General features: G+C 58.5%; 25 protein-coding genes. 13 read left to right on the plus strand and 12 right to left on the minus strand.

Features of this window, described 5'->3' with window-relative positions:
* Nucleotides 1–35 precede the first annotated feature (35 nt).
* From O2N63_RS15995 to dctP, 3 genes are all read right to left on the minus strand, one after another.
* Complete coding sequence (locus O2N63_RS15995) at nt 36–1436, minus strand: TRAP transporter large permease (RefSeq protein WP_271055305.1); 1401 nt, start codon at nt 1434–1436, stop codon at nt 36–38.
* Between the two features lie 11 nt (nt 1437–1447).
* A complete protein-coding gene (locus tag O2N63_RS16000) occupies nt 1448–2080 on the minus strand; it encodes a TRAP transporter small permease subunit (protein ID WP_271055306.1) in 633 nt (210 codons plus the stop codon).
* 72 nt (nt 2081–2152) lie between these two features.
* Entirely contained in the window at nt 2153–3163 is a 1011-nt protein-coding gene (dctP, locus tag O2N63_RS16005) for a TRAP transporter substrate-binding protein DctP (RefSeq protein WP_271055307.1), read from the minus strand.
* Nucleotides 3164–3392: 229 nt separating this feature from the next.
* Here dctP and O2N63_RS16010 point away from each other — a divergent pair, with 229 nt between their 5' ends.
* The 10 genes from O2N63_RS16010 to O2N63_RS16055 all read left to right on the plus strand — a co-directional run bounded on the left by O2N63_RS16010 (nt 3393) and on the right by O2N63_RS16055 (nt 13380).
* Nucleotides 3393–4325, plus strand: a complete 933-nt coding sequence (locus O2N63_RS16010; RefSeq protein ID WP_271055308.1) for a BadF/BadG/BcrA/BcrD ATPase family protein — start codon at nt 3393–3395, stop codon at nt 4323–4325.
* A 41-nt stretch (nt 4326–4366) separates the two neighbouring features.
* The gene (nagA, locus tag O2N63_RS16015) at nt 4367–5539 is read left to right on the plus strand and encodes an N-acetylglucosamine-6-phosphate deacetylase (protein WP_271055336.1); all 1173 of its coding nucleotides are present in this window, start codon (nt 4367–4369) and stop codon (nt 5537–5539) included.
* Nucleotides 5540–5691: 152 nt separating this feature from the next.
* Nucleotides 5692–7425: an ABC transporter substrate-binding protein gene (locus tag O2N63_RS16020; protein ID WP_271055309.1), complete on the plus strand. Its 1734-nt coding sequence runs from the start codon at nt 5692–5694 to the stop codon at nt 7423–7425.
* Nucleotides 7426–7589: 164 nt separating this feature from the next.
* Nucleotides 7590–8651 (plus strand): ABC transporter ATP-binding protein, encoded by a 1062-nt coding sequence (locus O2N63_RS16025; protein ID WP_271055310.1) that lies wholly within the window; start codon nt 7590–7592, stop codon nt 8649–8651.
* Between the two features lie 9 nt (nt 8652–8660).
* Nucleotides 8661–9776: an ABC transporter ATP-binding protein gene (locus tag O2N63_RS16030; RefSeq protein WP_271055311.1), complete on the plus strand. Its 1116-nt coding sequence runs from the start codon at nt 8661–8663 to the stop codon at nt 9774–9776.
* A 3-nt stretch (nt 9777–9779) separates the two neighbouring features.
* Nucleotides 9780–10643 carry a carbohydrate ABC transporter permease gene (locus tag O2N63_RS16035; protein ID WP_271055312.1) on the plus strand — a complete coding sequence of 288 codons (864 nt, stop codon included), beginning with the start codon at nt 9780–9782 and terminating at the stop codon, nt 10641–10643.
* 11 nt (nt 10644–10654) lie between these two features.
* Complete coding sequence (locus O2N63_RS16040) at nt 10655–11452, plus strand: carbohydrate ABC transporter permease (RefSeq protein WP_271055313.1); 798 nt, start codon at nt 10655–10657, stop codon at nt 11450–11452.
* Nucleotides 11452–11730 (plus strand): DUF2160 domain-containing protein, encoded by a 279-nt coding sequence (locus tag O2N63_RS16045; RefSeq protein WP_271055314.1) that lies wholly within the window; start codon nt 11452–11454, stop codon nt 11728–11730. The genes O2N63_RS16040 and O2N63_RS16045 overlap by 1 nt, the downstream gene beginning before the upstream one ends.
* A gap of 110 nt (nt 11731–11840) precedes the next feature.
* On the plus strand, nt 11841–12239 hold the full coding sequence (locus O2N63_RS16050) for a BlaI/MecI/CopY family transcriptional regulator (protein WP_271055315.1): 399 nt from the start codon (nt 11841–11843) through the stop codon (nt 12237–12239).
* Entirely contained in the window at nt 12229–13380 is a 1152-nt protein-coding gene (locus tag O2N63_RS16055) for a M56 family metallopeptidase (protein WP_271055316.1), read from the plus strand. Before O2N63_RS16050 ends, O2N63_RS16055 begins: the two co-directional genes overlap by 11 nt.
* 139 nt (nt 13381–13519) lie before the next feature.
* Here the strand turns inward: O2N63_RS16055 and O2N63_RS16060 are convergent, their stop codons facing one another.
* Complete coding sequence (locus O2N63_RS16060) at nt 13520–14962, minus strand: NAD-dependent succinate-semialdehyde dehydrogenase (RefSeq protein WP_271055317.1); 1443 nt, start codon at nt 14960–14962, stop codon at nt 13520–13522.
* A 15-nt stretch (nt 14963–14977) separates the two neighbouring features.
* Nucleotides 14978–16264, minus strand: coding sequence for a 4-aminobutyrate--2-oxoglutarate transaminase (locus O2N63_RS16065; protein ID WP_271055318.1), 1287 nt, complete (start codon nt 16262–16264; stop codon nt 14978–14980).
* A 147-nt stretch (nt 16265–16411) separates the two neighbouring features.
* Here O2N63_RS16065 and O2N63_RS16070 point away from each other — a divergent pair, with 147 nt between their 5' ends.
* Nucleotides 16412–16993, plus strand: coding sequence for a cupin domain-containing protein (locus tag O2N63_RS16070; protein ID WP_408629823.1), 582 nt, complete (start codon nt 16412–16414; stop codon nt 16991–16993).
* A 10-nt stretch (nt 16994–17003) separates the two neighbouring features.
* Here the strand turns inward: O2N63_RS16070 and O2N63_RS16075 are convergent, their stop codons facing one another.
* From O2N63_RS16075 to repA, 4 genes are all read right to left on the minus strand, one after another.
* On the minus strand, nt 17004–18119 hold the full coding sequence (locus tag O2N63_RS16075; RefSeq protein WP_271055320.1) for a Fic family protein: 1116 nt from the start codon (nt 18117–18119) through the stop codon (nt 17004–17006).
* Nucleotides 18120–18540: 421 nt separating this feature from the next.
* On the minus strand, nt 18541–19764 hold the full coding sequence (gene repC / locus O2N63_RS16080) for a plasmid replication protein RepC (RefSeq protein ID WP_271055321.1): 1224 nt from the start codon (nt 19762–19764) through the stop codon (nt 18541–18543).
* Between the two features lie 172 nt (nt 19765–19936).
* Nucleotides 19937–20974, minus strand: a complete 1038-nt coding sequence (repB, locus tag O2N63_RS16085) for a plasmid partitioning protein RepB (protein ID WP_271055322.1) — start codon at nt 20972–20974, stop codon at nt 19937–19939.
* Nucleotides 20975–21070: 96 nt separating this feature from the next.
* Nucleotides 21071–22273, minus strand: a complete 1203-nt coding sequence (gene repA / locus O2N63_RS16090; RefSeq protein WP_271055323.1) for a plasmid partitioning protein RepA — start codon at nt 22271–22273, stop codon at nt 21071–21073.
* A gap of 427 nt (nt 22274–22700) precedes the next feature.
* Here repA and O2N63_RS16095 point away from each other — a divergent pair, with 427 nt between their 5' ends.
* Nucleotides 22701–22940: a WGR domain-containing protein gene (locus O2N63_RS16095; RefSeq protein WP_271055324.1), complete on the plus strand. Its 240-nt coding sequence runs from the start codon at nt 22701–22703 to the stop codon at nt 22938–22940.
* 3 nt (nt 22941–22943) lie between these two features.
* Here O2N63_RS16095 and tdh read toward each other — a convergent pair whose 3' ends face one another.
* Nucleotides 22944–23972, minus strand: a complete 1029-nt coding sequence (gene tdh, locus O2N63_RS16100; RefSeq protein WP_408629824.1) for an L-threonine 3-dehydrogenase — start codon at nt 23970–23972, stop codon at nt 22944–22946.
* Between the two features lie 8 nt (nt 23973–23980).
* Entirely contained in the window at nt 23981–25183 is a 1203-nt protein-coding gene (locus tag O2N63_RS16105) for a glycine C-acetyltransferase (RefSeq protein WP_271055326.1), read from the minus strand.
* Nucleotides 25184–25429: 246 nt separating this feature from the next.
* On the opposite strand from O2N63_RS16105, the gene O2N63_RS16110 reads away from it, so the two are divergent.
* Nucleotides 25430–25795, plus strand: coding sequence for a hypothetical protein (locus O2N63_RS16110; protein WP_271055327.1), 366 nt, complete (start codon nt 25430–25432; stop codon nt 25793–25795).
* A 63-nt stretch (nt 25796–25858) separates the two neighbouring features.
* Here O2N63_RS16110 and O2N63_RS16115 read toward each other — a convergent pair whose 3' ends face one another.
* Nucleotides 25859–26059 (minus strand): hypothetical protein, encoded by a 201-nt coding sequence (locus O2N63_RS16115; RefSeq protein ID WP_271055328.1) that lies wholly within the window; start codon nt 26057–26059, stop codon nt 25859–25861.
* Nucleotides 26060–26214 lie beyond the last annotated feature (155 nt).

Genomic DNA, 26214 nt, shown 5'->3' on the forward strand with positions numbered 1-26214 from the left:
GGGGGTTTCTGTTTAGTCATATAATAGAGTGCGCGTCACACCTGACTTGGCAACCACAGCACAATCGCGGGGAAAGCCACCAAAAGCGCGATGGTCACGGCATCAGCGATGAAAAACGGCGTCACACCCTTGAACACATCCTGCACTGTTAGATCATCACGCACACCCGCCACCACAAAACAGTTCAGCCCGATAGGGGGTGTGATCAGGCAGAACTCGGCCATTTTCACCACGAGGATCCCAAACCAGATCGCACACATCGGGCCTGACATGCCAAAGGCGCTGTCCGCCGCCGCCACCGCTTCGCCGCCATTCAGCGCCATCACGGCGGGGTAGACCACGGGCAGGGTCAAAAGCAGCATCCCGATCGCGTCCATGAACATGCCCAGCACCGCATAGGCCAGCAGGATCATCACGAGGATCAGCATCGGCGACATCTCCAGCGAAGTGATCCAGTCGGAAAACGCCCCCGGCAGGTCGGCGAACCCAAGGAAACGCACATAGACCAATACGCCCCAGATGATGGTGAAGATCATCACCGAGAGCTTGGCGGTTTCGAGCAATGCGTCTTTCAACTCCGACCAGCGCATCCCCTTCCAGACCGCCATGACAAAGACCACAAAGGCCCCAATCGCGCCCCCTTCGGTTGGCGTGCCCCAGGCGTCGCCTCCGAACGGGTTGTAGACAAAGAAGATGATGGTGATGACCACAAAGACGATGGGCAACGCGGGGGGCAGCGCCATAAAACGCTCTTTCCACGTAAAGCCGCTGACCGGTGGGCCAAAACCTTTGATCACCTTAGCGAGGCCGATGATCAGAAGCCCGTAAATCACCGCGGAAAACGCACCGGGAATGAAGCCCGCAAGCAGGAGCTTGCCCACGTCCTGCTCGACGATAATGGCATAGATCACGAGGATTGCGGAGGGCGGAATGAGGCTGGCAAGTGTGCCGCCCGCCGCCACCACGCCCGCCGCAAAGCGTTTGTCATAGCCGATTTTCAGCATCTCGGGGATGGCAATCCGCGCAAAGACCGCAGAGGTCGCGACCGAGGCCCCCGACACGGCGGCAAAGCCTGCCGTGGCAAAGACGGTGGACACGGCCAAGCCCCCCGGCACCCAGGCGAGCCAGCGTTTTGCCGCCTCAAACAGCGCCTTTGTCAGCCCGGCATAATAGGCGAGATAGCCAATCAGGATGAAGGTCGGGATAAGCGACAGCGCCTGCGATGAAATCTTTGAATGCGGCACCTGCCCCGCGGTTTTCACAGCGATGGTCAGCGCCTTGCCGAACCGCTCTGGCGCATAGCCGAACTTGGCCCAGAAGATCCAGACCAGCCCGATCATCCCTGCGGCGGCGGCGGCAAACGCCACGCGCATCCCCAGCACGACCATGACCAGCATACCGCCCGAGACGATCAGCCCAATATCAATCGGTTCCATCTGCCCGCCCCTTACTTGTCATGACCCGAGACATGCTCGGCTTCCATCGCGGCCATCGTGGCCGCATCGGCAATGAGGGGCACGGCGACAGGGTTGTCGGTGCCGGTGATGAAGGCCCGCCCATAGGCCCAGAGCTGCAACACAAGCCGCAGGCACAAAACGCCAAACGCCACCGGGGCGAGCAATTTGGCAGGCCAGAGCGGCAGGGAAATATCCATCGAACTGTCCGCACTAAACAAGGGGGCGGCAAGGTCGAAGCTGCGGTCGAAATGCGCCCAGCTGCCCCAGACCATGAAGGCCATCAGAAGCAGGATGACCGACGTGGTGACAAACTCGGCCATATACAGCGTACGGCCTTTCAAGGCCCCCACCAGCATGTCCATACGGATATGCCCGCCGTCACGCTGGGTGAACGAAATGCCCATGAAGGCAATCAGCGGCATCGCCTGTTCGATCCAGTCCACGTACCCGGGTACCGGCTGGTTCGCAAAATTGCGCCCACCTACGGAAATCACCGCAAGGATCATCAGGGAAAACACCGCCAGCCCGCTGAGAAGCGCCAGCCACCCTTCGAGCTTGTAAAGACGCTGATCAATCCGACTGAGCAGGCTTTGGTCGGTCAGGACAAGAGAGGATCCGGCCATGGGTCGCTCCGTATCTGTTGGGAAATCCGAAAAGGAAAAACCCCGCCCCGATCAGGGGGCGGGGCCGTTGGATCAGCTGCCGTTGGCGATCATGCCGGTCACAAGATCGTAAAGCTCTTGTGCGGGCAGACCGCGGGCAATGTTATCCTCGATCCAGGCTTTGGCAGCGGGGGCTGCGGCGGCATCCTTGAAGGCCGCGATTTCCGCGTCCGAGAAGGTCACCTGCTGAATGCCGCGCTCTTCCAGAGCCGGACCCCAGGCCACCATGGTTTTGTTGTTGTAGTTGTCGACATAATGGGCCAACGCCTCGTCGACCGAGCTCATCAGCGCGTCTCGATGCGCATCCGACAGGCTTTCCAGCGCGGGGATGTTCACCACAACCGGGCAATTCACGGTGCCGGGGTTCAGGTTGGTGGTCCACCATTTGCCATTTTCGATGGTGCCGAAAGACATATGGGCGTGGGGGGCAAAGCTCACGGCTTTGACGATCCCGCTGTCCATCGCCTGACGCACTTCGGTGGCCGACATCGAGGTGGGCACCGCGCCGATGGTTTCCATCGCCGCACCGATCCCGCCGGTGGCACGCACGCTTAGACCTGCAAAATCGGCCAGCGTGGAAGGCGCATCGCCCACACCCACAAGATTATATTGCGGCAGTGGCGACGGCATCAGCAGGGTTGCATCCCAACGGGCCAGATCCTTGACCGCCGCCGGGTGCTGATAGACCGCTTGCGACAGGGCAATCTCCTGCTCGAGCGAGCTTACGCCCAGAAACGGCAGTTCCAGAACGGTGATCGACGGGTTCTTGTCGCGGTGATAGCCCGCACAGAACTGCGCCATTTCAAAGGCACCAATCGAGATCCCATCGAGGTTCTCGCGGTTCTTCGACAGGCCACCATAAGACAGGTTCAGGGTAAATTCGCCGTTGGTCTTGGCGCTGACCAGTTCCGCCAGCTTTTCGACATGTTCGGTGAATGCCCGGCGTTTGCCCCACAGGGACACATTCCATTCGGTCGCCATGGCTTCGGTTGCAAAGGCAAGAGACAAGGCGGCGACGGCCACCCGGTTCAGAGTTCTGCGCATGATGTTCCTCCCAGATACATGCTTGATGTTATGCGGGGAGTATGGGCGATCTTTCTTTAGCAATCCATAACCGAATTTGCATATATCTCCCCCCCCGCCTGTGACGCCCCATAACGGGCGGTTTTTGAGATGTTTCAGACCGTTATCACCTAAGATAGTTCCCGGATACATCGGGCAAAAGCAAGGATGGGTCTTCTGTATTCACCAGAGGCATTATAAAGGTATTGGCATGACAGTTCACACTCCCCTCCCTTTTCTGGCCGTGGATGGTGGCGGAACGCGTTGCCGACTGGCGCTTTGTGACAGCACCGGGAAGATCCACGTTTTTGAAACCGGATCCGCCAATGTGACAACCGATTTCTCTGCCGCCGCGCGGGAAATTCGGCGTGGGATTGAGGGAGTGTCGCAGATCTCTGGGCTGGAGCCCGAAGCGATCTCCGCCCTGCCCGCTTATTTTGGGCTGGCAGGTATCACTGGCCCGGATAACGCTGCTGAAATGGCCAACGCCCTGCCCTTCACCCATATTCGCGTCGAAGATGACCGCCCCGCCGCCCTCTCTGGTGTGCTCGGTGGGCATGATGGGATGGTGGCCCATTGCGGCACCGGGTCATTTATCGCCGCACAGGATCGGGGGCAGATGCGCTTTATCGGTGGTTGGGGGCCGGTGCTGGGCGATATGGCCTCGGCGCAATGGGTCGGACGCCGGGCGCTGGCACGCTGCCTTGATGTCGTGGATGGGCTGGCGCAACCGTCGCCCCTGTCCGATCACATCCTGAACGAACGGAAAGGGTCCGCTGGCATTGTGCGCTTTGCAGCCTCTGCATCCCCCGCCGATTTCGGGCGCTACGCCCCATTGGTGACGCGCCATGCCGCAAAAGGATGCGCGCTGTCGATCGGGATCTTGCAAGACGCCGCCAACCAGATCGCCGCCACCCTGACCAAAATTGGCTGGACCGAAGGGACCAGGTTGTGCCTGACCGGCGGCATCGGCCCCTGTTATGCGCCCTATCTGCCCGCCCCAATGCAGGCCACCCTACACGACCCCGAGGGCACACCGCTTGACGGGGCCATCCTGCTGGCCCGGCGCTTTGCTGCCGAATTGGCAGAGCTGCGCCTCTCGAATGAAACCAATCGCCCTTGCTCACCCACCCGAATGCACTGAAAAGGCGCTAGAATGACCCAGATGGAAACGGTATGAGCGACATGAGCGGACCCAGCCTCACGATCCATGGCGGCATGATCTTTGACGGAGAGCAGCTCTGCGAAGGTTTGGCAGCCCGGTTTGAACGGGGTCAACTGACCGACCTCGCCCCCCAGTCCGACCTGCCGCCGTCTGAACAGACGCTGGACCTTGCAGGCGATATCCTGTCGCCGGGTTACGTGGATTTGCAGGTGAACGGTGGCGATGGGGTGATGCTCAACGACGCGCCGGATGTCGACACGCTCAGCCGCATTGCCCGCGCCCATCGCGGGCTGGGGGCGCAGATGATCCTGCCCACATTGATCACTGATACGGCCGAAAAGACCCGTGCCGCAATTGATGCGGCGACCCGCGCGGTTGAACGTGGGGTGCCGGGCATTGCCGGACTTCATTTGGAAGGGCCGCATCTGTCGATCAAACGCAAGGGTGCCCATGAGGCGCGGTTCATCCGCCCGATGGACGAGGATGACCTTCAAACACTTCTCGCAGCGGCCGAAGCTCTGCCCGTGTTGATGGTCACGCTGGCCCCGGAAAATGCCACCACGGATCAGGTTCACCGGCTGCACGAGGCCGGGGTGATTGTGTCCCTCGGCCATACCGACGCCGACTATGACACCTGTCAGGAATACGCCCGCGCGGGGGCCACCTGCGCCACACATCTTTTCAACGCCATGAGCCAGCTTGGCAGTCGCACACCCGGCTTGGTGGGCGCGGTTCTGGAAAACGAAGGACTCGCCGCCGGTTTGATCGCCGATGGGGTACATGTGCACCCGGCCACAATGCGCGCTGCATGGACCGCAAACCAACACCCTGACCGCAACCCCACCGATCCTACGGGACGGATATTTCTGGTCACTGACTCAATGGCCGTGGCGGGCACGGATAACCCGTCTTTTGAACTGGAAGGCCGGTTGATCAAACGCGAAGATGGGCGGCTGACGTTGGAAGATGGCACGCTGGCAGGAGCGGATCTTGATCTCACTCGCGCGGTGAAAGTGCTGACCCAAGAGGTGGGTGTATCGCTTGTAGAATCCCTTCTTGCCGCCACCACACACCCGGCTGCCCTGATCGGAAAAGACGTGTCACTTGCGGTGAAAAACCGCTCACGGATCGAAACCCTCATCCGTATTCGTGCCGATCTGGGTGGGGTATCTTGGCTGATGTCAACAAGATGACCCCTACGTCATTCTAATTTTAATTTATTAATTTCAATGTATTACAAACTACTAAAAAATTAGTTTGACACAGACCCCTGCCATGTGAATTCATAATGAAAGTCAAATAGCCAATGAGCTTGCCGACTTCAAAAACAATGGGAGGAGCAAAGATGCGCAAGTATCTTTTCTCCGCAGTCGCGGTGTCTGCCGTGGTTGCGGGATCGATGGGGTATGCCGACGAGGCTGCCGCACGCAAATGGATCGATGAGGAATTTCAACCCTCGGTCCTGAACAAAGACGAACAGCTGGCCGAGATGAACTGGTTCATCCAGGCGGCCGAACCCTTCAAGGGCATGGAAATCAACGTCCTGTCCGAAGGCATTCCCACGCATGGTTATGAAAGCGAAGTGCTGACCAAGGCGTTTGAGGAAATCACCGGCATCAAGGTGAACCACCAGATCCTTGGCGAAGGCGAAGTGGTGCAGGCGGTTCAGACCCAGATGCAGACCAAGCGGAACCTGTATGATGGTTATGTGAACGACAGTGACCTGATCGGCACACACTCGCGCCTGCAACTGGCCTATAACCTGACCGACCAGATGGCCGGCGACTGGGCCGCGACCACGTCCCCGACGCTGGATCTGGATGACTTCATGGGCAGCCAGTTCACCACCGGTCCCGATGGCGACCTTTATCAGCTGCCGGATCAACAATTTGCCAACCTTTACTGGTTCCGCAAAGACTGGTTCGACCGCGCTGACCTGCAAGAGGCGTTCAAAGCCAAATACGGCTATGACCTTGGCGTTCCGGTCAACTGGTCGGCTTATGAAGACATTGCCGAATTCTTCTCGAAAGATGTGAAGAACATCGACGGTGTCGATATCTATGGCCACATGGATTACGGCAAGCGCGCCCCTGACCTTGGCTGGCGTATGACTGACGCCTGGCTGTCGATGGCAGGTGCCGGCTCGAAAGGCGAACCCAACGGTGTGCCGATCGACGAATGGGGCATCCGCATGGAAGCCGGAAGCTGTAACCCGATGGGTGCCAGCGTGAGCCGTGGTGGCGCCGCAAACGGCCCGGCTGCGGTTTATGCGATCCGCAAGTGGGATGAATGGCTGCGCAACTACGCCCCGCCGGGCGCTGCCAGCTTTGACTTCTACCAGTCGCTGCCGGCCCTCAGCCAGGGCAACGTAGCGCAACAGATCTTCTGGTACACTGCGTTCACCGCCGACATGGTGAAGCCGCAATCCGAAGGCAACAACACGGTGGATGCCGATGGTAGCCCGCTGTGGCGCATGGCCCCCAGCCCGCATGGCCCCTATTGGGAAGAAGGCCAGAAGGTTGGTTATCAGGACGTTGGGTCGTGGACATTCCTGAAATCCACCCCGTCCGAGCGTGCTCAGGCCGCTTGGCTCTATGCCCAGTTCGTTGTGTCGAAAACCGTGGACGTGAAAAAGTCGCATGTGGGTCTGACCTTCATCCGTGACAGCTCGGTCAACCACGAAAGCTTCACCGAACGTGCCGGAAAACTGGGTGGTCTGGTCGAGTTCTACCGCTCGCCTGATCGTGTGGCATGGTCGCCGACCGGTGTGAACGTTCCGGATTATCCGAAGCTGGCCCAGATCTGGTGGCAGCAGATCGGTGACGTGAACTCGGGCGCCTTCACTCCGCAACAGGCGATGGATCGTCTGGCTGAGGAAATGGACATCACCATGGGTCGGATGCAACGCGCCGACGAACAAGCCAATGTCTATGGTGGCTGTGGCCCGCGTCTGAACGAAGAGAAAGACGCCGAATGGTGGTATGCCAATGGTGGCGCCAAACCACCGCTGGAGAACGAGAAACCGCAAGGCCAGACCGTCAACTATGACGAACTGGTAGCGCGCTGGTCTTCTCAGTAACCGGGTAAAATAACGGGGTCTCCCGTAGGTCGGGCATTCCGGTGCCCGACCTCTCTGCCCCAACCCTATATAAACCTCATCCCTGGGGGATGGGGCAGATTTCTCGAAGACATGGCCAGACGGCCACATCCACCATCGGCACATCGCCGGAAAGTCCTCTTACGATGACACTAGAACTTCACAACGTGACCAAACGCGTGGGCGCAAACCTGCATATCAAGGAAACATCCCTTGTGCTGGAGCCCGGTCACTTCAACGTCCTTCTTGGCGCCACCGGGTCTGGCAAGACCTCATTGATCAAACTGATGGCGGGGCTGGACCCGCTGGCCAGCGGCACGATCAAGATGGATGGGCAGGACGTCACGCGCCTCAGCACGCAGAAGCGCAATATCAGCCTCGTGCACCAGTTTTTCATCAACTACCCGCATATGACGGTCTATGAGAACATCGCCTCGCCCCTGAAGGTGGCTGGAATGGCGAAGTCCGAGATCCAGGGCCGGGTGGAAGAAGCCGCCGACATCCTGCAATTGCGCCCGATGCTGCATCGTCGCCCGCATGAGCTTTCGGGCGGTCAGCAACAACGCTGCGCCCTGGCGCGCGCCATTGCCAAGGAATCAAAGGCGGTGTTTCTCGACGAACCGCTTGCCAACCTTGATTACAAACTGCGCGAAGAACTGCGCGACCAGCTGCCCGACCTCTTTGCAGGGCGCGGCGCGGTGGTGGTCTATGCCACTTCGGAACCGGAAGAGGCGCTTCTGCTCGGCGGGAAAACCGCGCTGATGCAGGACGGGCGTGTGACCCAGTTCGGCCCGACCGCAGAGATCTATCGCAATCCCGAAAACGTGGACGCGGCCAGCGTGTTCTCCGACCCGCCAATCAACACCGCGCGCATTGAGAAGCGCGGGGATGCCGCCCATCTGGGCGACGTGAGCTGGACCCTGTCCGGCGTTGCGGCCTCACTGGCGGATGGTCCCTACACCATCGCCATTCGCCCGCATCACGTGCTGCCCCTGCCCTCTGACACCGCAAACGTGCGGATGCCGGGCGAAGTGCAGGTGACGGAATTGTCCGGCTCGGAAAGCTCGGCCCACTTCGAAATGGGACAAGGCAGCTGGGTGTCGCTGTCCCCCGGAGTACACCCCTATCAGGTGGGTGAAACCCACGAATTCTATATGGATCCCACGGCGTGCTTTGTCTTTGCACCCGATGGCTTCCGCGTGGCGTGAGGCGCAGACATGGCTAAAATCACTCTTTCCAACCTGCGACACAGCTACCTTCCCAACCCGTCGTCTGACGACGACTACGCGCTGAAGGAAATTGACCTCGACTGGAATGATGGTGGCGCCTACGCGCTGCTTGGTCCGTCGGGTTGTGGGAAATCGACGCTCTTGAATATCATCTCGGGGCTTCTGGTCCCCTCCGAAGGCCAGATCCTGTTTGACGGCGCAAACGTCACCGACCTGCCGCCGGATCAGCGCAACATTGCACAGGTGTTCCAGTTCCCGGTGATCTACGACACGATGAGCGTTTACGACAACCTCGCCTTCCCGCTGCGCAACCGTGGCCGGGACGAGAGCGTGGTGAACGAGCGGGTTATGGCGATTGCCGAGATGCTCGAACTGACCGAGATGCTCGATCAGAAAGCCGCGGGCCTCAGCCCCGACAACAAGCAGAAGATCTCGATGGGGCGCGGGCTGGTGCGTGAAGACGTGAACGTGGTGATGTTCGATGAACCGCTCACCGTGATCGACCCGCATCTGAAATGGAAGCTGCGCTCGAAGCTCAAAGAACTGCATCAGCGCGTAAAAGCCACGATGATCTATGTGACCCACGACCAGACTGAGGCGCTGACCTTTGCCGATCAGGTGGTGGTGATGCAGGAAGGCGAAGTGGTGCAAATCGGCACACCGGTTGAACTGTTCGACCGTCCCGCTCACACCTTTGTTGGCCATTTCATCGGCTCGCCCGGCATGAATGTCCTGACCTGCGAAGTGACGGATGGAACCGCCATGTTCGAGGGCCACGCGGTGACGCTGGAAGGGCCGATCACCGGCAACGCCCACGCCGCCAGCACTGGCCGGACCGAGATTGGCATCCGTCCGGAATTTGTCTCGATCGGCAAAACCGGCCTGCCCGCCACCGTGACCAAAGTGTCCGACGTGGGGCGGCATGTGGTGGTGGAATGCCACATCGGAGAACACCGCATCAACGCCATCACCGAAGGGGCTGCCCCCGCGAAAGGCGACGCCGTGCATCTGGAGTTCGCTCCGGATCAGACCCGACTTTATATCGACGGCTGGGTGGCAACCGAGCCCACCCCTGCCCTGCAAGCCACCGAGAAGGAGGGCTGAGACATGAAAACCGAAAACCAAAAGGCGTGGTTCTTTGTGCTGCCGGTGCTCTTGCTGGTCGCCTTCAACGCCCTTATTCCGATGATGACCGTGGTCAACTACTCGGTGCAGGAGACCTTTGGCGACAACGTGTTTTTCTGGCAAGGCCTTGATTGGTTTGAGCAAATCCTGCGGTCCGAGCGGTTCCACGCATCCCTTGGGCGGCAGTTCATGTTCACCTTCCTGATCCTGATCATCGAAGTTCCCTTGGGCATTGCCATTGCCCTTTCAATGCCGCGAAGTGGCTTCTGGGTGCCGGTCTGTCTGGTGCTGATGGCGCTGCCGATGCTGATCCCGTGGAATGTGGTCGGCGCGATGTGGAATATCTTTGCGCTGCCGGATATTGGCCTGCTGGGGTATTTCCTGAACCACGTACTTGGCATCCACTATGACATGACGCAGGATCCGATTGCCGCCTGGGTGACGATCATCACCATGGACGTATGGCACTGGACTTCGCTTGTGGTGCTTCTGTCCTATGCAGGCCTCGTGTCGATCCCGGACGCCTATTATCAGGCGGCCAAGATTGACGGCGCATCCAACTGGTCGGTGTTTCGCTTCATCCAACTGCCAAAGATGAAAACCGTGCTGACCATCGCCATCCTTCTGCGCTTCATGGACAGTTTCAACATCTACACAGAGCCGTTTGTTCTGACCGGAGGCGGGCCCGGCAACTCGACCACGCTTCTGTCCATCGATCTGGTAAAAATCGCACTTGGTCAGTTTGACCTTGGCCCTGCCGCCGCGATGAGCCTGATCTACTTCGCAATCACCCTTCTGGTCAGCTGGCTGTTCTACACGCTGATGACCAAAGACGACCTGAACTGAGGACCTGATCCATGCAAAAACGATCGATCGTCCCGATCCTCTATATCCTTTTCCTGATGCTGCCGATCTACTGGCTGGTGGCGATGAGCTTTAAGACAACCAACGAGATCCTGTCGGGCTTTTCCCTGTTCCCGCAGACCTTCACGCTGGACGCTTACCGGACGATCTTTACCGATCCGACCTGGTATTGGGGTTACATCAATTCGATCCTTTACGTGTCGATCAACACGGTGATCTCGGTGGCCGTGGCCCTGCCGGCGGCCTATGCGTTCTCGCGTTATCGCTTTCTTGGCGACAAGCAGCTGTTCTTCTGGCTGCTCACCAACCGGATGGCCCCGGCAGCAGTGTTTGCCCTGCCCTTCTTTCAGCTTTATTCGGCAGTGGGCATCTTTGACACCCACCTTGCCGTGGCGCTGGCGCATTGCCTGTTCAACATCCCGCTGGCGGTGTGGATTTTGGAAGGCTTCATGGGCGGTGTGCCCAAGGAGCTGGATGAAACCGCCTATGTGGACGGCTATTCCTTCCCGCGGTTCTTTGTCACGATCTTCATTCCGTCGATCAAGGCAGGGGTCGGTGTGGCTGCGTTTTTCGCCTTCATGTTCTCTTGGGTCGAGCTTCTGCTCGCCAAAACCCTGACCGCGGTGGCCGCAAAACCGATTGCCGCCACCATGACCAAAACCGCCTCCTCTGCGGGGTATGAGCTGGGCCTGCTTGCAGCAGCCGGCACATTGACAATCATTCCGGGCGCAATTGTGATTTATTTCGTCCGCAACTACATCGCGAAGGGCTTCGCGATGGGGAGGGTGTGATGCTTTCATGGATGGCCTGGACTTGGCCCACAGCACTTGTTTTCATTGGGATTTTCACCGCAATCGGCGTGCTGATCGTGCTGGAAATCCGCAACCCCGGAGGCGATGAACGCCAAGGTGTGCTGCGCCTGACCACCACGCGAGGAGACCGTCTGTTCATCTCGCTTCTGGGCACCAGCTATATCTTCCTCGCCTGGCTTGGCCTCATTGGCATGCCGCTCTGGGGGCCGCTGGCGCTGTCGATCTGCTGGGGGATCTTCTGCTTCTGGAAGGTCTGACCCCACCCAAACCGGAAGATTCTTTGCATCTTCTAAAAAATTAGTTTTGGAAATATCTGACCTCAGGTTAGGATGGCCAAACGCAATTCTGATCCGGACCCGATACCCCGATGCGACGCAAGAAACAGGACAATTCGCTGCTGACCGAGGTTGAGCTCGAATTCATGACCGTCATCTGGGAAACCGGCGGCGGCACGGTGCACGAGATATTGGCCGAGCTGAACAAGGATCAGGAGCGCGCATATACCTCGGTGGCCACGGTTTTGAAAATCATGACCGAAAAGGGATTTCTGACCAGCGGACGTAAAGACCGTGCGCTGGTTTACCACCCGGCCATTCCCAAGGCAGATTACCAGAAAACAACACTAAAAAATCTTTCGAGCAAACTATTCAACGATACGCCCGCCGCATTGGTGGCGCGTCTGGTGGATGATGAAGAGGTAACGAACGATATGCTGGAAGAGATGCGTACGTTGCTGAACGAAAGGTTGGGGGACCATGGAAGCTGAAGTCTGGCTGAACACCTATCTAGATCTGAACCTTCTTGTGATTGCCGGAACGGCGATCTGGTTCGGGTTGCGATGGGGAATTGCCCGGACATCGCTGAACTCTGCTTTCCGCCCGCAATTGCGCCTTCTGAACGCGCTGACGGTGTTTCTCGCCCTGACGCCCCTTCTGGCGCTGGCGCTGACCACATGGATTGTGACCCGCCCGCCGAACCTGTCGGACATGCTGGTGTCGCAATACCTGCATGGCAATGTGAGCATATCCGCCAGCACGTTCGAAACCATTCTGGGCCTGCGCGAAGATTTCGTGCGCGAAATGATCACCGGACAGGCGCTTTGGGCACAGGTTTTGACCGGCGTGCTGATGGTGGGCACCGTTCTGGTAACGCTCCAGGTTATCGTCTCGATTCTGCGCTTGCGCCACGGGCTGAAACACACCCATCTGTACAAACGCATCGGCCATGTTGACCTGCTGATCAGCGACACCGCCCGCGTGGCTTATTCCACCCGTGGCCTCCTGCGCCGCTATGTTGTACTCCCCGCACCATTGCTGCTGGATGCTGAAGACCTGCGCCTGACCATCGCGCATGAGCTGCAGCACTTCCGTCAACGCGACGTGGAATGCGAGTTTCTCTTGGAAACCCTGCGGCCGTTCACATTCTGGAACCCGTTTTTCTTCCTGTGGCGCCGTCAGGTCCGCATGCTGCGTGAATATGCCTGTGATCAGGCGCTGATAGCCCGGCACCGGATGGATGCCCGCGCCTATTGCGAATGTCTGATCCGCGCCTGCGCCAAAGCGGCCCAGGAACCCGTTTTCTTCACCCGGACCACCCCTGCCGTGGCACTCGTGGACCGGCGTGAAACCCGCTACAATTCGAGCTTGCGCAATCGTATTCTGGCCGTTGCCGCCGTCGAAGAAGACCACGGCAAGGATCATGGCCCGCTCTGGCTGTTCCTCAGCGGTTGCCTGATCAGCGCTGTGATTATCACCATGCTCTTGATGCAACGCCCCGGAGACTGGAGCCACGACCGCATTATGCTGTCGACCATCGTGAACCTTGAACGGATGGCCAACCGACAAAACACCTTCCAAAGCCCGCTCATGGGCGCAGGAGAGGGCATGAGCCTGCCACAGGCGAAGTGACCCCCTGCCCCACTGAAACGCGCCTGAAGGGGCTTAGAGGCGCGCGCCCAAAGCAGATACCCAAAAGACACAAAAAGAAAAACCGGAGCGCGTAACGCTCCGGTTTACTGTTTTCAGCAAGCCATCCTTTGGCAGCGGATCAGCTGATCCCGCCCATGCAGAGGTATTTCAGCTCAAGATAATCATCCATGCCGTATTTCGACCCTTCGCGACCAAGGCCGGATTGCTTGACGCCACCAAAGGGTGCCACCTCGGTTGAGATCAGCCCGGTGTTGATACCAACCATGCCGGTTTCCAGCCCCTCGGCCACGCGCCAGACGCGGGCGAGGTCATTGGCATAGAAGTAACCTGCCAGACCGAACTCGCTGTCATTGGCCAGCGCAATCACCTCTTCCTCGGTGTCGAACTTGATCAGCGGCGCAATTGGTCCAAAGGTTTCTTCATGCGAGACTTTGGCCGTGGCGGGCACATCCGCAATCAGGGTCGGTTCAAAGAAGGTGCCGCCCAGACGGTTGCCGCCCGTCACTACACGCGCGCCCTTGGACACGGCGTCTGACAGGTGCTCTTCCACCTTGGTCACGGCGGCCTCGTTGATCAGCGGACCGGTGGTCACGCCTTCGTCCATACCGTTGCCGGGTTTCAGCGCGGAAATGGCGGCCGAGAGCTTCTTGGCAAAGGCATCATAGACCCCGGCCTGCACGTAGATCCGGTTGGCGCAGACGCAGGTCTGACCGTTGTTGCGGAATTTGGCGATCATCGCGCCGTCGACTGCGGCATCCAGATCGGCGTCGTCAAAGACGAGGAACGGCGCGTTGCCACCCAGCTCCAGCGACATCTTCTTGATCGTATCTGCCCCCTGACGCATCAGGATCTGCCCCACACGGGTCGAGCCGGTAAAGGTGATCTTGGCCACTTTCGGGTTGGCACACATCTCCTGCCCGGTTTCCGCGGCCTTGGAGTTGGTCACCACGCTGAAGACACCCGCAGGCACACCGGCACGTTCCGCCAGCACCGCCATGGCGGTCGCGGACAGCGGAGTGAGTTCCGCCGGACGCGCCACAAAGGAACAGCCCGCTGCCAGAGCAGGCGCGACCTTGCGGGCGATCATTGCGTTGGGGAAGTTCCATGGGGTAATCGCCCCCACCACGCCCACCGGCTGTTTCAGAACAACAATGCGCTTGTCCGGCTGGTGGCCGGGGATGGTGTCGCCATAGACGCGCTTGGCCTCTTCCCCGAACCATTCGATGAAGCTGGCACCATAGGCGATCTCGCCCTTGGCTTCGGCCAGTGGCTTGCCCATTTCGGCACAGAGGATGGTGCCCAGATCGTCCTGCGCCTCCATCATCAGCTCGTACCATTTACGCATGACCGCCGCGCGTTCCTTGCCGGTCTTTGCCGCCCAGGCTTTTTGCGCCACATAGGCGCCATCGATGGCCTCTTGCACATCGGCAATCGAGCAATCGGTGACATTGGCAATCACGTCGCCGGTCGCCGGGTTGGTCACGGCAAAAGTGTCGCCCTCCCGCCATTCGCCATTGATATAGGCGCGGGTTTCCAGAAGGGTTGGATCGTTCAGTTTCATTGGGTCAGACCCCTTTCAGAGTTTCGCCTGCACGGCTTTTATGGACGCTTCCAGAATGTCCATGGCTTCCCCCATCACCTCGTCCTGAATGGTGATCGGCGCCAGAAAACGCACAACGTTCCCATATGTCCCGCAGGTGAGCAAGATCAGATTGCGCGTAAGAGCTTCTGCCCGCACCGCATTGGCAAAATCCGCGCTGGGAACCCCGTCCTTGGTGTTGAACTCCGCCGCGATCATGAAGCCGGGACCACGAATGTCGACCAGTTCCGGCACCTCGGCGCGGATCGCTTCAAGGCGCTGTTTAAGACGCGAGCCCAGCTCGTTGGCCCGTGCGCACAGGTCTTCCTCTTCGATGACGTCCAGCACCGCATTGGCCGCCGCAATTCCCAGTGGGTTGCCACCATAGGTGCCGCCCAGACCACCCGGATTGGCTGCGTCCATGATCTCGGCTTTACCGGTGACAGCGGCCAGCGGCAGACCACCAGCCAGACCTTTGGCCATGGTGGTCAGGTCTGCGGCCACGTCATAGTGCTCCATCGCAAAGATATGCCCGGTGCGGGCAAAGCCGGTCTGCACCTCATCGGCAATCATCACAATGCCATGCTCATCACAGAGCGCACGCAACCCGCGCATCAGCTCGGCCGGGGCCGGATAGAACCCGCCTTCGCCCTGAACCGGCTCAAGGATGATCGCCGCCACCCGGCCCGGATCGAGGTCGGATTTAAACAGCGCGTTGATCGCCTTCATCGCATCCTCGGTCGACACCCCATGCAGGTCAATCGGGAACGGGACGTGGTAGACATCCGGCATCATCGTGCCAAAACCCGCCTTGTAAGGCTGCACCTTACCGGTCAGTGACATGCCCATGAAAGTACGGCCATGAAAGCCACCACCAAAGGCAATCACCGCCGGACGACCGGTGGCCGCACGCGCCATTTTCACCGCGTTTTCAACGGCCTCGGCGCCGGTGGTCACAAAGATCGTCTTTTTCTCGAAATCCCCCGGAACAGCCGCGTTCAGCCGCTCGCCCAGACGGATGTAGTTCTCGTAGGGCAGCACCTGATGGCAGGTATGGGTGAACCGGCCCAGTTGCTCCTCGACAGCGGCCATCACCTTGGGGTGACGGTGCCCGGTGTTCACCACGGCAATGCCGCCAGCAAAATCGATATAGCGATTGCCTTCGACGTCCCACACTTCGGAGTTTTCCGCCCGGTCTGCATAGACCTGCGTCATCATCCCCACGCCACGGGCAATGGCGCCATCACGCCGCTTGGCGACATCTGCATTTGTTGTCCCAGTCATGTCATGTCACTCCTTCATGACCAGCCCCAAGGGGCCAAATTCAAAATCTGAATGAGTTTGGGCGATTTTGGATCAGGAAAAAAGTCTGTTTATGCATCCCCCTACCCTATTGATATTAAAAGGGTGATGCCTAGAATGTTCACTATGATGAACACTCAGAACACCCCGGCTGACCCGTCCTCTGAAATCGATCTTGGCCCACGCCTGCGCTATGTGCGCGAACAGGCGGGGCTGTCACAACGGGCGCTCGCCAAACAGGTGGGCGTGCCTAACTCCACGATTTCATTGATAGAATCTGGCAAAATGAACCCCTCTGTCGGGGCGCTGAAGCGGGTGCTCGATGGGATCCCCATTGGCCTTAGTGAGTTCTTCTCGTTTGCCCCCGACCCCGATCGCAAGGTGTTCTTTGCCGCTGAAGAGCTGAAAGAGATCGCCAAAGGCAAACTTTCCTTCCGTCAGGTGGGTGAAAACCTTCTGGGTCGCAGCCTGCAAATCCTGCACGAAACCTATGCGCCAAACGCCGATACCGGTGCGCGGATGTACGAACATGATGGCGAAGAAGGGGGTGTGGTGATTTCCGGACGGATCGAGATCACCGTGGGCGCAGAGCGCAAGATCCTCGGCCCCGGAGATGCCTATCTCTTCGACAGCCGCCGCCCCCATCGCTTTCGTCAGGTTGGACCCGAGCCCTGTGTGATCGTCAGCGCCTGCACCCCGCCGACCTTCTGACAAAACGGGGTTAGCCCCCCTGCCCGTCCACCGACAGGACATAACTGGTGCTGCGTCCACCCGCAGTTTCCCGCGCCAAAATCCCACGGCCCACCAGATCATTGATGTCCCGCAACGCCGTGTCTGACGAGGTTTTGGTGATCTTGGCCCATTTCGAACTGGTCAGCTTGCCTTCAAATCCATCCACCAGCCGGTTGATCATCTCCTGCTGACGGGGGTTCAAAACTTCACCCTTCAGGGTCTCCCAGACCCGCGCCTTGTCCAGAACCGTAGCCAAAATCGCCTCGGCCCCGTCAAACGCCCGCCCCAGACAGTCGAGGAACCAGATCAGCCAGTCAGTGATTTCCACGCCACCTTTCTGCACCTGTTCCAGCACCGTGTAATAGGACGCGCGATCGGCCCGGATCTGCCCCGACATGCTGTAAAACCGCTGCGCGGTGCCTTCGGACCGGGCCAAGGCCATATCCGCAATCGCCCGTGCAATCCGTCCGTTGCCATCCTCGAATGGATGGATGGTGACAAAATGCAGATGAGCTATGGCAGCTTTCAACACGCCATCCAGATCCTGTTCCGCCTCAAACCAGTTCAGAAACCGCGTCATTTCATCTGGCAGTCGCGCCGCATCGGGTGCAATGAAATGTACCTTTTCGCGCCCATATGGGCCTGAAATCACTTGCATCGCCCCGGTGCTTTCCGGGCGCCAATCGCCGACCGTGATCCGCGTCATACCGCTATGGCCGGTGGGAAACAGCGCCGCATGCCAGGCAAACAAACGCTCTTTTGTCAGAGGGCGCGCAAAGTTCTGGGTCGCGTCCAGCATCATTTCGACCACGCCATCCACATTGCGATCCACGGGCAAGACCCCACCAATATCGATGCCGAGGCGTTGCGCGATGGATGATCTCACCTGGGCTTTGTCCAGATGTTCCCCTTCGATTTCGCTCGATTTGGTGACGTCTTCCGTCAGCATTCGAAGCACCGCCTCGGCCTGCAGATCAAAGCCGAGCGCTTCCATTCGTCCAACCAGACGCCCCTGACGATGGCGGACCTGCGCCAAACGCTCGGTGATCTTTTCAGCGTCCCATTTAAAGCTGGGCCAGTCTGGTTTTTGATGGATATACTGCATATTCACCGCACTTTCTGCTGCGATACTGGCAGGTAATCCCCGCAGGAGCAAGAATTTCCCCTGCAATTCATGCGGTGATAATTCATCGTAATCTCCGCAATCGTTCTTGGAAATAAGATCACCTATTTGAAAATTAGTCCCTAACATTGCCTAAAGTGACCCATTTGAACTGAATACCGCCCAAATCACGGACGCATCAAATGCCGTATGTGAACGAAAGATCGAAGTGACAATGTCCTGAGATCAAACTCGAGATCCCTTTGGTCATTTAACTTACCATCGTCCTCACTCAGGCAGCGCTCTCCTCGCTAAGGAATTGTTCACGTCTGTCTGCAAAAGTTCACAACTGTGAACTCCCCTGCCCCAGGTTTTGGCCCGATGTTTGTCCCAAGGTTTGGCACGGCAAGTTCACAGCTGTGAACTACGCCGCATCCTTCCGCATCAAAGCCATCACCATTGGTCCACAGGAAAACGCACCAAGTGCCGCTTTGGAGCTGAGGTTTCTCAAATACCCACCGGGTGAACGAATATCCGCAAACCGTTCCAGCATCGCCGCCACGACAACCGCAGCTTCTTCCGGCCCCATTTCCCTGCGCGCCTCATCCCAGGCAGACGGCGAAATCCCCATCATTGGTCGCACGACATCCGCCGCGCGAACAAGTTCATGCCAGTGTCGGATGGCACCATCGGAATAGGTTTGAATTTCTGGGCAGGATGCCAACACAAGCCCCAACGGTACATTTGGTAATTTGTGTTTATCCTCCGGTTCTTCATTCTCGTCCCCGACTTCGTCACACGCTTCGGTCAGTTTCGTCAGATCACCCGCCGCCGCTTTCGCTTTTTCTAAGTGGAGTTCAGAATCATAAGAGTCTTTATTTGAATTCTGAATGTGCTGCTCAGATGTAACATCATTGGTGCTCATATCTTCTGTAACAGACGGGTCCAGTGCGGTACGTGCATCATCCAATGCAGCCTTCAGATCCGCCTCCAGCGCCCCCAAATCCTCAATCGACAATTTGCGGCGAAGCGCGCGGGCTGTGAGGCGCGCCAGGTCCGAGCAGGCATCCCAGAACGGCAGGTCAGGACGCGTCTCAGCGCCGTATTCCGCCAACCCCGCCAGATCGCGCCGCATCAGGCTTACCATCTCTCTCAAGCGCTTCAGGCGGCCCTCAGCGGCACGGATCGCCTCAGCGGCACCGCAGAACTCCTGAAAGCGGGTGGCAAGCGGCGTGAGGTCAAACCCAAAGGCCACCTTATCGTCGCCATACCGCCGCGCATAGCGCTTCCCGTTGGGACTATCGCGACGAATGATCACGCCAGCTGCCACCAAATGCGCCAGATGCCGGCGCATGGTCGAGCAGGGCATGCCATTGAGCCGCTCACAAATGGAACGATTGGAAGGGTGCACCACCAAATCACTGTCATTTCCCCCCAGGATCGTCGCCTGATGAAAGCTGACCAGCGCCTGAAGCACCGTCATATCCCGGTCAGAAAGCCCAAATGCGGTCCGCCCAGCGGACAGTTCGCGCAACGCTTCCCATTTATTCACGCCATTGGGCGGCAATTCCGCCCCGGCATGAACCTGATGCTGCAAATGCGCAGCCTCTACCATTCGCCGAAACGGCGTTACAGGTGTGTAATTCATCATTTTTCATCACGGAGACAAAGAAAATCCGGCCCGCGAATCACTTTGGACTTGCGGATTTAGGCCACGGACTCTAGCTTGAAGATGCTAAAAACAGTCAGGGTCTCGTGGAGTGTCGTCTTTGCGGGACCTTTTCTTTTGCCTTATCGTGCCTCCTTTTCTGCTCTTTTCCTCAATCTTCGCCGCGCTGAAGCCAGCGCTCGTGAAGCTCGTCAATCAATGTTTGCGCCTCGCGCTCCACCCAATCTGCAAACCCGCCGCCCTCAAGCGACAGGGTGACGCCCTTGGCGCTACGCTTGATCGCACCGCCGCGCGCACCGGCCACAGTCAGCGGACGGGTAGGGGAGGGGTCTTTGCCATTCGACTTCTTCTCAGGCTTGGCAGCTTGCCCAACGGCCTTGACCACCGCCTCGAAGGCGAGAAGCGAGGGATCGTTGTCCACCCCTCCGTCTTCGGTCAAACGCGCCACAGCAGCCTGATCGCGGGTGTCATGCGCGAGGCCAATCAGACGGTCCAGACTGGCGCCGGTTTCTTTGATGGAACGCCCCAAGGCCTCCCACCGGGGGCGCCCAATGCCATGGGCAGGGCCAATGGCGCGGATCAGATCCTCACCCACCGCATCCACCACCGACATCGCCATCGAGATCGCGCTTTTGGTCACGGTCAGCACTTCGGCCACCTGTGACTGGTTTCCGAACCCGGAACTGACCAGCGCACGGGCGAGCAGGGCTTTTTCAATGAAACTCAGGTCGCGCCGCGCCATGTTTTCCGAGATCTGCGCCCGCAAGGCCGCATCATCATCCATGCTCGCCACCAGCGCACGCACCTTGTCGACCTTATGCGACAGGCGGATCGCCTCTAGTCGGCGACGCCCATAGATCAACAGATAGCGATCAGGATCCTGAGGATTGCGCCGCACCAGGATCGGCACGGTCTGACCGTTGGTATCGATCGCATCGCGCAGATCCGCCACGTCTTCCGGGGTCAACCGGTCGGCAGGGCGCATGTCATCAATCGCCGCGGGGTCAAGCTCCCACACATGATGGGCATCAACCGCATCACGGGCCGAGCGAAGCGCACGGTTCGAGCTCATCATCGTGCCCGCAGAATTGCCGGACGGAGTGGCCGCCGGGGCAGGGGGGGCCGATTGCATCCCCGCTGAGGCAAGATTGTCCAGAAGGGACATGCGCTTTTTCCTGCTGCTCGTCATCTGCGCTTCTCCTTTCGGTTCACGACCAGCCCCGATAGGGTGGTCATTTCCATTCAAATCAGACCCTAAACCGGCCTGTAGACACTTATTCAGCCGTTACTCCCGCCCCCAGGTCTTCTGGATCAGGTCGGCAATTTCGTCGTTCACCGCATTCAGGCTTTCGATGGCCCGGTCATAGGTGGATCGGGTGAACGCGCTGCGCTCTACCTCGTAAAGCGTTTGCTTGGTCAGGCCCGCATCGGAAATGGCGGTGGATTTCAACATCGGCGCATTGAGCACCTTGTCGCCATACATGGTCCGCAAAAAAGCTACGATTCGGTTTTGCGGCGCGTCGGCGGGTTCATATCTTGTTAACAAATAGCGCATCCAGTCGTGGGACATGTCTGCACCGCTTTCGGCGATCACATCCATCAGATCTGCGGTCATGCGCAGGAACTGCGACATCGACATCACGTCGAGCATTTCCGGGTGAATCGTGACCAACACTCCGGTGGCCGCTGAAAGCGCCGACATGGTGAGGAAACCCAACTGGGGCGGGCAATCGATCACCACCACGTCATAATCGCTATCGACCTGTGTTAGAGCCTCTTTTACGCGGAAAAAGAACAGCCCCGCCTGTCCCTGCGCCAAGGCACGGGGGGTCTCGTGCTCAAACTCCATCAACTCTAGGTTGCCGGGAATAAGGTCGAGATTGGGGATGTAGGTCTTGCGGATTACATCTGCGATGGGCACCGGATCGTCGTAACGAATCGCGTCATACAGCGTGCCACCTTCGGTCAGGTCAAATTCGGGCTGCACGCCATGCAACGCGGTCAGCGAGGCCTGCGGATCGAGGTCGATCGCCAGCACCCGATAGCCCTTGAGCGCAAGACGTTGCGCGAGATGGGCCGAACTGGTGGTTTTACCGGACCCGCCCTTGAAGTTCATCACGCCGATGATCTGCAAATGATCGCCGTCACGGCGTCCGGGCAGGTAGTCTCCGGGTTTGCGCGCGGTTTTTTCGAGCAATACCCGCAATTCCTGGATGTCCGCGACAGAATAAATGCGGCGATTGCCGGGGGTCAGTTCGGGCGAGGGGCCCTTGCCATCCAGATGCAGCTTGCGCAGATAGCTATCATTCACGCCCAGAAGCGTCGCAGCTTCGCCCGAAGTGAATTTGCGCATTTCCTTGGACGCATCAGGCGGAAACAGGCTCTCACGCTGCGCATGAAGCTGCTGGGCCAGCCATTCCGAATGCTGACGAATGACCCCATTCAGGTCTTCATGAGGAGTATCTGGATCCAAAAGTACCGGTTCCATATGCCTGTCTTTCTCTGCCCGAAACGGCCTTTTTGGCGCGGTAACGGTATGCCCGCCGGGGCGGGTGCTCGTGTCTGCTGACCACGTCGCGGAAGATTAGAATGCTCCAACCCAAACGCGGGCAGCGATGGTGCCGTTTTTCGTGACGCCCGGATCTGCCTGTGTCATGTTGGGTCCAATCTCTGGACCCCGTGACGGGGCAGGGGGGTCTGTGTCGATATGCTCCGACGATCAGACCGTGTTCACGGAAATTGGCGTTTATTGCCTCTTTTCCGTGACTATTGCCCCGCAGGTGGGATTCGTGCAAGGAAATTCTACATTTGGTGGGCAATTTGCGCCGGGATACCAGACAGATAGGCCGATTTTCCCATTATTGCAGGGATTCCATTGCCCCAAAAGCCTGATACGATGCGGCAGGAGGGGGCGCATGTTTGTACGCTTGGAGAAGATAAACCCTGAAAAACGGCAGCGGCGCTACTACAAGATGCGAGTCGCCCGGACCCTGTTTGGCCGCTGGTGCGTGATCCGCGAATGGGGGCGGATCGGGCGCGCCGGAGGACAAATGCGCACTGATGATGCCCCAAACCAAGCGGCCGCTGAGGCCGCGTTGACCCAACTTTGCACCGAGAAATGCCGGAAGGGATACCTGCAAATCAGGGCAGGTTAGAGCCTATTTCTCCCAATCCATCACCACTTTGCCTGCCTCACCGGACAGCATTGCGGCAAACCCGTCCTTGTAATCATCGATGGAAATCCGATGGGTGATTAGGTCGGTCAGGTCCAGCCCCGATTGCACCAGAGCAATCATCTTGTACCAGGTCTCAAACATCTCGCGCCCATAGATGCCCTTGACGGTGAGCATCTTGAAGATGATCTCATTCCAGTCGACGGCAAAGGCTGTGGGGGCGATGCCAAGCAGGGCGATCTTGCCGCCATTGTTCATCCGCGCGAGCATCTGGCGCATGGCGGGGGCCGCGCCGGACATTTCCAGCCCCACGTCAAAACCTTCGGTCATGCCGATCTCATCCATCACGTCACGCAGCACCTCCTTGTCCACGTCGACCACATGCTGCACCCCCATTTTGCGAGCAAGATCAAGCCGGTAGGGGGCGATGTCGGTGATCACCACTTTGCGCGCGCCCACTTTCTGCGCCACCAGAGCGCCCATGATGCCGATGGGACCGGCGCCCGTGACCAGCACATCTTCACCCACCAGATCGAAACTCAGCGCCGTGTGCACGGCATTGCCGAGCGGATCGAAGATCGCGGCGATCTCGTCCGGGATATCATCGGGAATTGGCACCACGTTCGCTTCGGGAATGCACACATATTCGGCAAAGGAACCGGGGCGGTTCACACCCACGCCCAACGTGTTGCGGCACAGATGCCCGCGACCCGCGCGGCAGTTGCGGCAAATCCCGCAGGTCACATGACCTTCTCCCGACACGCGTTGACCGATCTTGAATTTGGTTGCGGCCTTGCCGGTATCGACGATCTCGCCACAGAATTCATGCCCCACCACCATCGGCACGGGCACGGTCTTGGCGGACCATTCATCCCATTTCCAGATATGGACATCGGTGCCACAAATCGCGGATTTCTTGACCTTGATGAGGACCTCATTGTCACCGGGTTCCGGCACCGGCACATGTTCCATCCACAGCCCTTCTCGGGGATGGGCTTTCACAAGGGCTTTCATTTCGTTGCTCATGTGATGATCTCCATATCGCGGCCCACTTCGATGAAGGCGTCGATGGCGCGGTCAAGCTCTTCGCGGGTCAGCGCCGCGGACATCTGGGTGCGGATCCGGTCCTGACCCTTTGGCACCACGGGGAAAGAAAACGCCGCCACATAGACACCTTTCGCATCGAGCCGCGCCGCCATGTCCTGTGCCAGCTTCGGGTCACGCAGCATCACCGGAATGATCGGGTGTTCACCGGGCAAGAGGTCAAATCCGGCCTCGGACATGCGAGCACGAAAATGCGTGGCGTGATCCATTAGCACCTCGCGCCGCTCGGTCGAGGCCTCAAGCATGTCGAGCACCTTGATTGAGGTCTGTGCAATCACCGGGGCAAGCGTGTTGGAGAAAAGGTAGGGGCGGGAGCGTTGTCGCAGCCAATCCACCACCTCGGCCTTGCCGGATGTATAGCCCCCGGACGCGCCGCCAAGCGCTTTGCCGAGCGTGCCGGTAATGATATCCACCCGGTCCATCACGCCGCAATGTTCCGGCGTGCCGCGGCCAGTTTCCCCCATGAAACCAACGGCATGACTGTCATCCACCATGACCATCGCACCGTATTTCTCGGCCAGATCACAGATTTCATTCAGATTGGCGATATAGCCATCCATCGAGAAAACACCATCGGTGGCGACCATCTTGAACCGCGCGCCGGCGGCGTCTGCTTCTTGCAGGCAGCGTTCCAGATCCGCCATGTCGGAATTGGCGTAGCGGAAGCGTTTCGCTTTGCACAGCCGCACCCCGTCAATGATGGACGCATGATTGAGCGCATCCGAGATGATCGCATCCTCTGGCCCCAACAGGGTTTCAAACAGCCCTGTATTGGCGTCAAAACAGCTGGAATAGAGGATCGTGTCCTCCATGCCCAGAAAGCGTGAGATCCGCGCCTCAAGTTCCTTGTGCTCTTCCTGCGTGCCGCAGATGAAGCGTACCGAAGACATGCCGTAGCCATAGCGACTGAGTGCGTCGCGCCCCGCTTCGATCAGCTCTTCGTTGTCGGAAAGCCCCAGATAGTTGTTGGCGCAGAGGTTGATCACTTCACGGCCCGAAGCAAGCCCCACGGTGCCCGCCTGTTTCGTGGTGATGACGCGCTCGGATTTGTAAAGCCCGGTCTCGCGCAGAGTATCAAGCTCGCTGCGGATATGGGACAGAAATGACGGGGAAGAGGACATGAACACTCCGGATCAGGGGATGATGGTTTCTCTGATGCTCCTATGTTCAGGCCCATTGCGCAAGTGGAGGTGCCATGGGCTTTTGAAATACCGCGGATCACGTCTATTGATGGATGGGAGGAGAGGGGGAGGGGAAACGCGGGGAGTATCCGCATTGCGCATCACCACCCGGATCCGAATTCTTGCTCAAAAACTGGAAAAAAGCTATCATCCTTGGATTGATATAAATTTTAGGGAGGGTTTGTTATGAAACTGTGGATGGTTACCGCTGGCATGTCTTTATTGGTTTTGAGCGCCTGCATGTCTGGTTCTGAAATGTCCGAAGGCGCCATGGAAGAACCCACCGCAACATCCGTTTTGATCGGCAAACGGATTGTGACCGGTGACAACTATTTCTCATTCAATGAAGATGGAACTATGGGTGGCATGATGCGTGGCGAAGCGGTTTCTGGCTCTTATACCGCCACCGCGAACGAGATTTGCAGCACCTATACAGCGCCAGAAATGCTAACAGGACGCGAGTATTGCAGCACGCCTGTTTACTCCGGCGATACCGTTGTCTTCAACCGCCGCGATGGCACCACCTCGCCGGTTTACACCATCGAAGGCTGAGCGCTCTTACGGCGAATCCAATTACTTAAGAATGCCCACCCGTGACGGTGGGCATTTTGTTTTTCAGGTCTCGCAGACCATATCCCTGCCACAACATAAAGGCGATTTGATCTTGCCTTCGCATTTCGGGCAGCGCGAGATCTGCACTTCGCGGCCGTCATCGGTCGTCAATGTGTCATTGACCAAAGGTTCGTTACAATCGGCGCAGGTCGCATTCACGCCCATGCCGCATACTCCACATCGATATGTCGCCATATCTGCCATATCTGTTCTCCTGTTCTGCTTGAACCAGCATGGGGGAATTGTGACAGTCGGTCAAATCCAGAGTGGGGCATCTGCTTAATAAAGATCGGAAAAATAAAGACCGGCACAGCCAGGGGAACGAGACTGGCTTGCCGGTCTTTGGAGTGGCCCGGCCG

It is taken from the genome of Aliiroseovarius salicola (assembly GCF_027891095.1).
In the GTDB taxonomy this organism is placed as follows: domain Bacteria; phylum Pseudomonadota; class Alphaproteobacteria; order Rhodobacterales; family Rhodobacteraceae; genus Aliiroseovarius; species Aliiroseovarius salicola.

Bases quoted from the DNA above. Each gene is read 5' to 3' on its own strand.
- O2N63_RS15995 (WP_271055305.1), bottom strand. From the start codon at position 1,436: ATGGAACCGATTGATATTGGGCTGATCGTCTCGGGCGGTATGCTGGTC.
- O2N63_RS16000 (WP_271055306.1), bottom strand. From the start codon at position 2,080: ATGGCCGGATCCTCTCTTGTCCTGACCGACCAAAGCCTGCTCAGTCGG.
- dctP (WP_271055307.1), bottom strand. From the start codon at position 3,163: ATGCGCAGAACTCTGAACCGGGTGGCCGTCGCCGCCTTGTCTCTTGCC.
- O2N63_RS16010 (WP_271055308.1), top strand. From the start codon at position 3,393: ATGACAGTTCACACTCCCCTCCCTTTTCTGGCCGTGGATGGTGGCGGA.
- nagA (WP_271055336.1), top strand. From the start codon at position 4,367: ATGAGCGGACCCAGCCTCACGATCCATGGCGGCATGATCTTTGACGGA.
- O2N63_RS16020 (WP_271055309.1), top strand. From the start codon at position 5,692: ATGCGCAAGTATCTTTTCTCCGCAGTCGCGGTGTCTGCCGTGGTTGCG.
- O2N63_RS16025 (WP_271055310.1), top strand. From the start codon at position 7,590: ATGACACTAGAACTTCACAACGTGACCAAACGCGTGGGCGCAAACCTG.
- O2N63_RS16030 (WP_271055311.1), top strand. From the start codon at position 8,661: ATGGCTAAAATCACTCTTTCCAACCTGCGACACAGCTACCTTCCCAAC.
- O2N63_RS16035 (WP_271055312.1), top strand. From the start codon at position 9,780: ATGAAAACCGAAAACCAAAAGGCGTGGTTCTTTGTGCTGCCGGTGCTC.
- O2N63_RS16040 (WP_271055313.1), top strand. From the start codon at position 10,655: ATGCAAAAACGATCGATCGTCCCGATCCTCTATATCCTTTTCCTGATG.
- O2N63_RS16045 (WP_271055314.1), top strand. From the start codon at position 11,452: ATGCTTTCATGGATGGCCTGGACTTGGCCCACAGCACTTGTTTTCATT.
- O2N63_RS16050 (WP_271055315.1), top strand. From the start codon at position 11,841: ATGCGACGCAAGAAACAGGACAATTCGCTGCTGACCGAGGTTGAGCTC.
- O2N63_RS16055 (WP_271055316.1), top strand. From the start codon at position 12,229: ATGGAAGCTGAAGTCTGGCTGAACACCTATCTAGATCTGAACCTTCTT.
- O2N63_RS16060 (WP_271055317.1), bottom strand. From the start codon at position 14,962: ATGAAACTGAACGATCCAACCCTTCTGGAAACCCGCGCCTATATCAAT.
- O2N63_RS16065 (WP_271055318.1), bottom strand. From the start codon at position 16,264: ATGACTGGGACAACAAATGCAGATGTCGCCAAGCGGCGTGATGGCGCC.
- O2N63_RS16070 (WP_408629823.1), top strand. From the start codon at position 16,412: ATGAACACTCAGAACACCCCGGCTGACCCGTCCTCTGAAATCGATCTT.
- O2N63_RS16075 (WP_271055320.1), bottom strand. From the start codon at position 18,119: ATGCAGTATATCCATCAAAAACCAGACTGGCCCAGCTTTAAATGGGAC.
- repC (WP_271055321.1), bottom strand. From the start codon at position 19,764: ATGAATTACACACCTGTAACGCCGTTTCGGCGAATGGTAGAGGCTGCG.
- repB (WP_271055322.1), bottom strand. From the start codon at position 20,974: ATGACGAGCAGCAGGAAAAAGCGCATGTCCCTTCTGGACAATCTTGCC.
- repA (WP_271055323.1), bottom strand. From the start codon at position 22,273: ATGGAACCGGTACTTTTGGATCCAGATACTCCTCATGAAGACCTGAAT.
- O2N63_RS16095 (WP_271055324.1), top strand. From the start codon at position 22,701: ATGTTTGTACGCTTGGAGAAGATAAACCCTGAAAAACGGCAGCGGCGC.
- tdh (WP_408629824.1), bottom strand. From the start codon at position 23,972: ATGAAAGCCCTTGTGAAAGCCCATCCCCGAGAAGGGCTGTGGATGGAA.
- O2N63_RS16105 (WP_271055326.1), bottom strand. From the start codon at position 25,183: ATGTCCTCTTCCCCGTCATTTCTGTCCCATATCCGCAGCGAGCTTGAT.
- O2N63_RS16110 (WP_271055327.1), top strand. From the start codon at position 25,430: ATGAAACTGTGGATGGTTACCGCTGGCATGTCTTTATTGGTTTTGAGC.
- O2N63_RS16115 (WP_271055328.1), bottom strand. From the start codon at position 26,059: ATGGCAGATATGGCGACATATCGATGTGGAGTATGCGGCATGGGCGTG.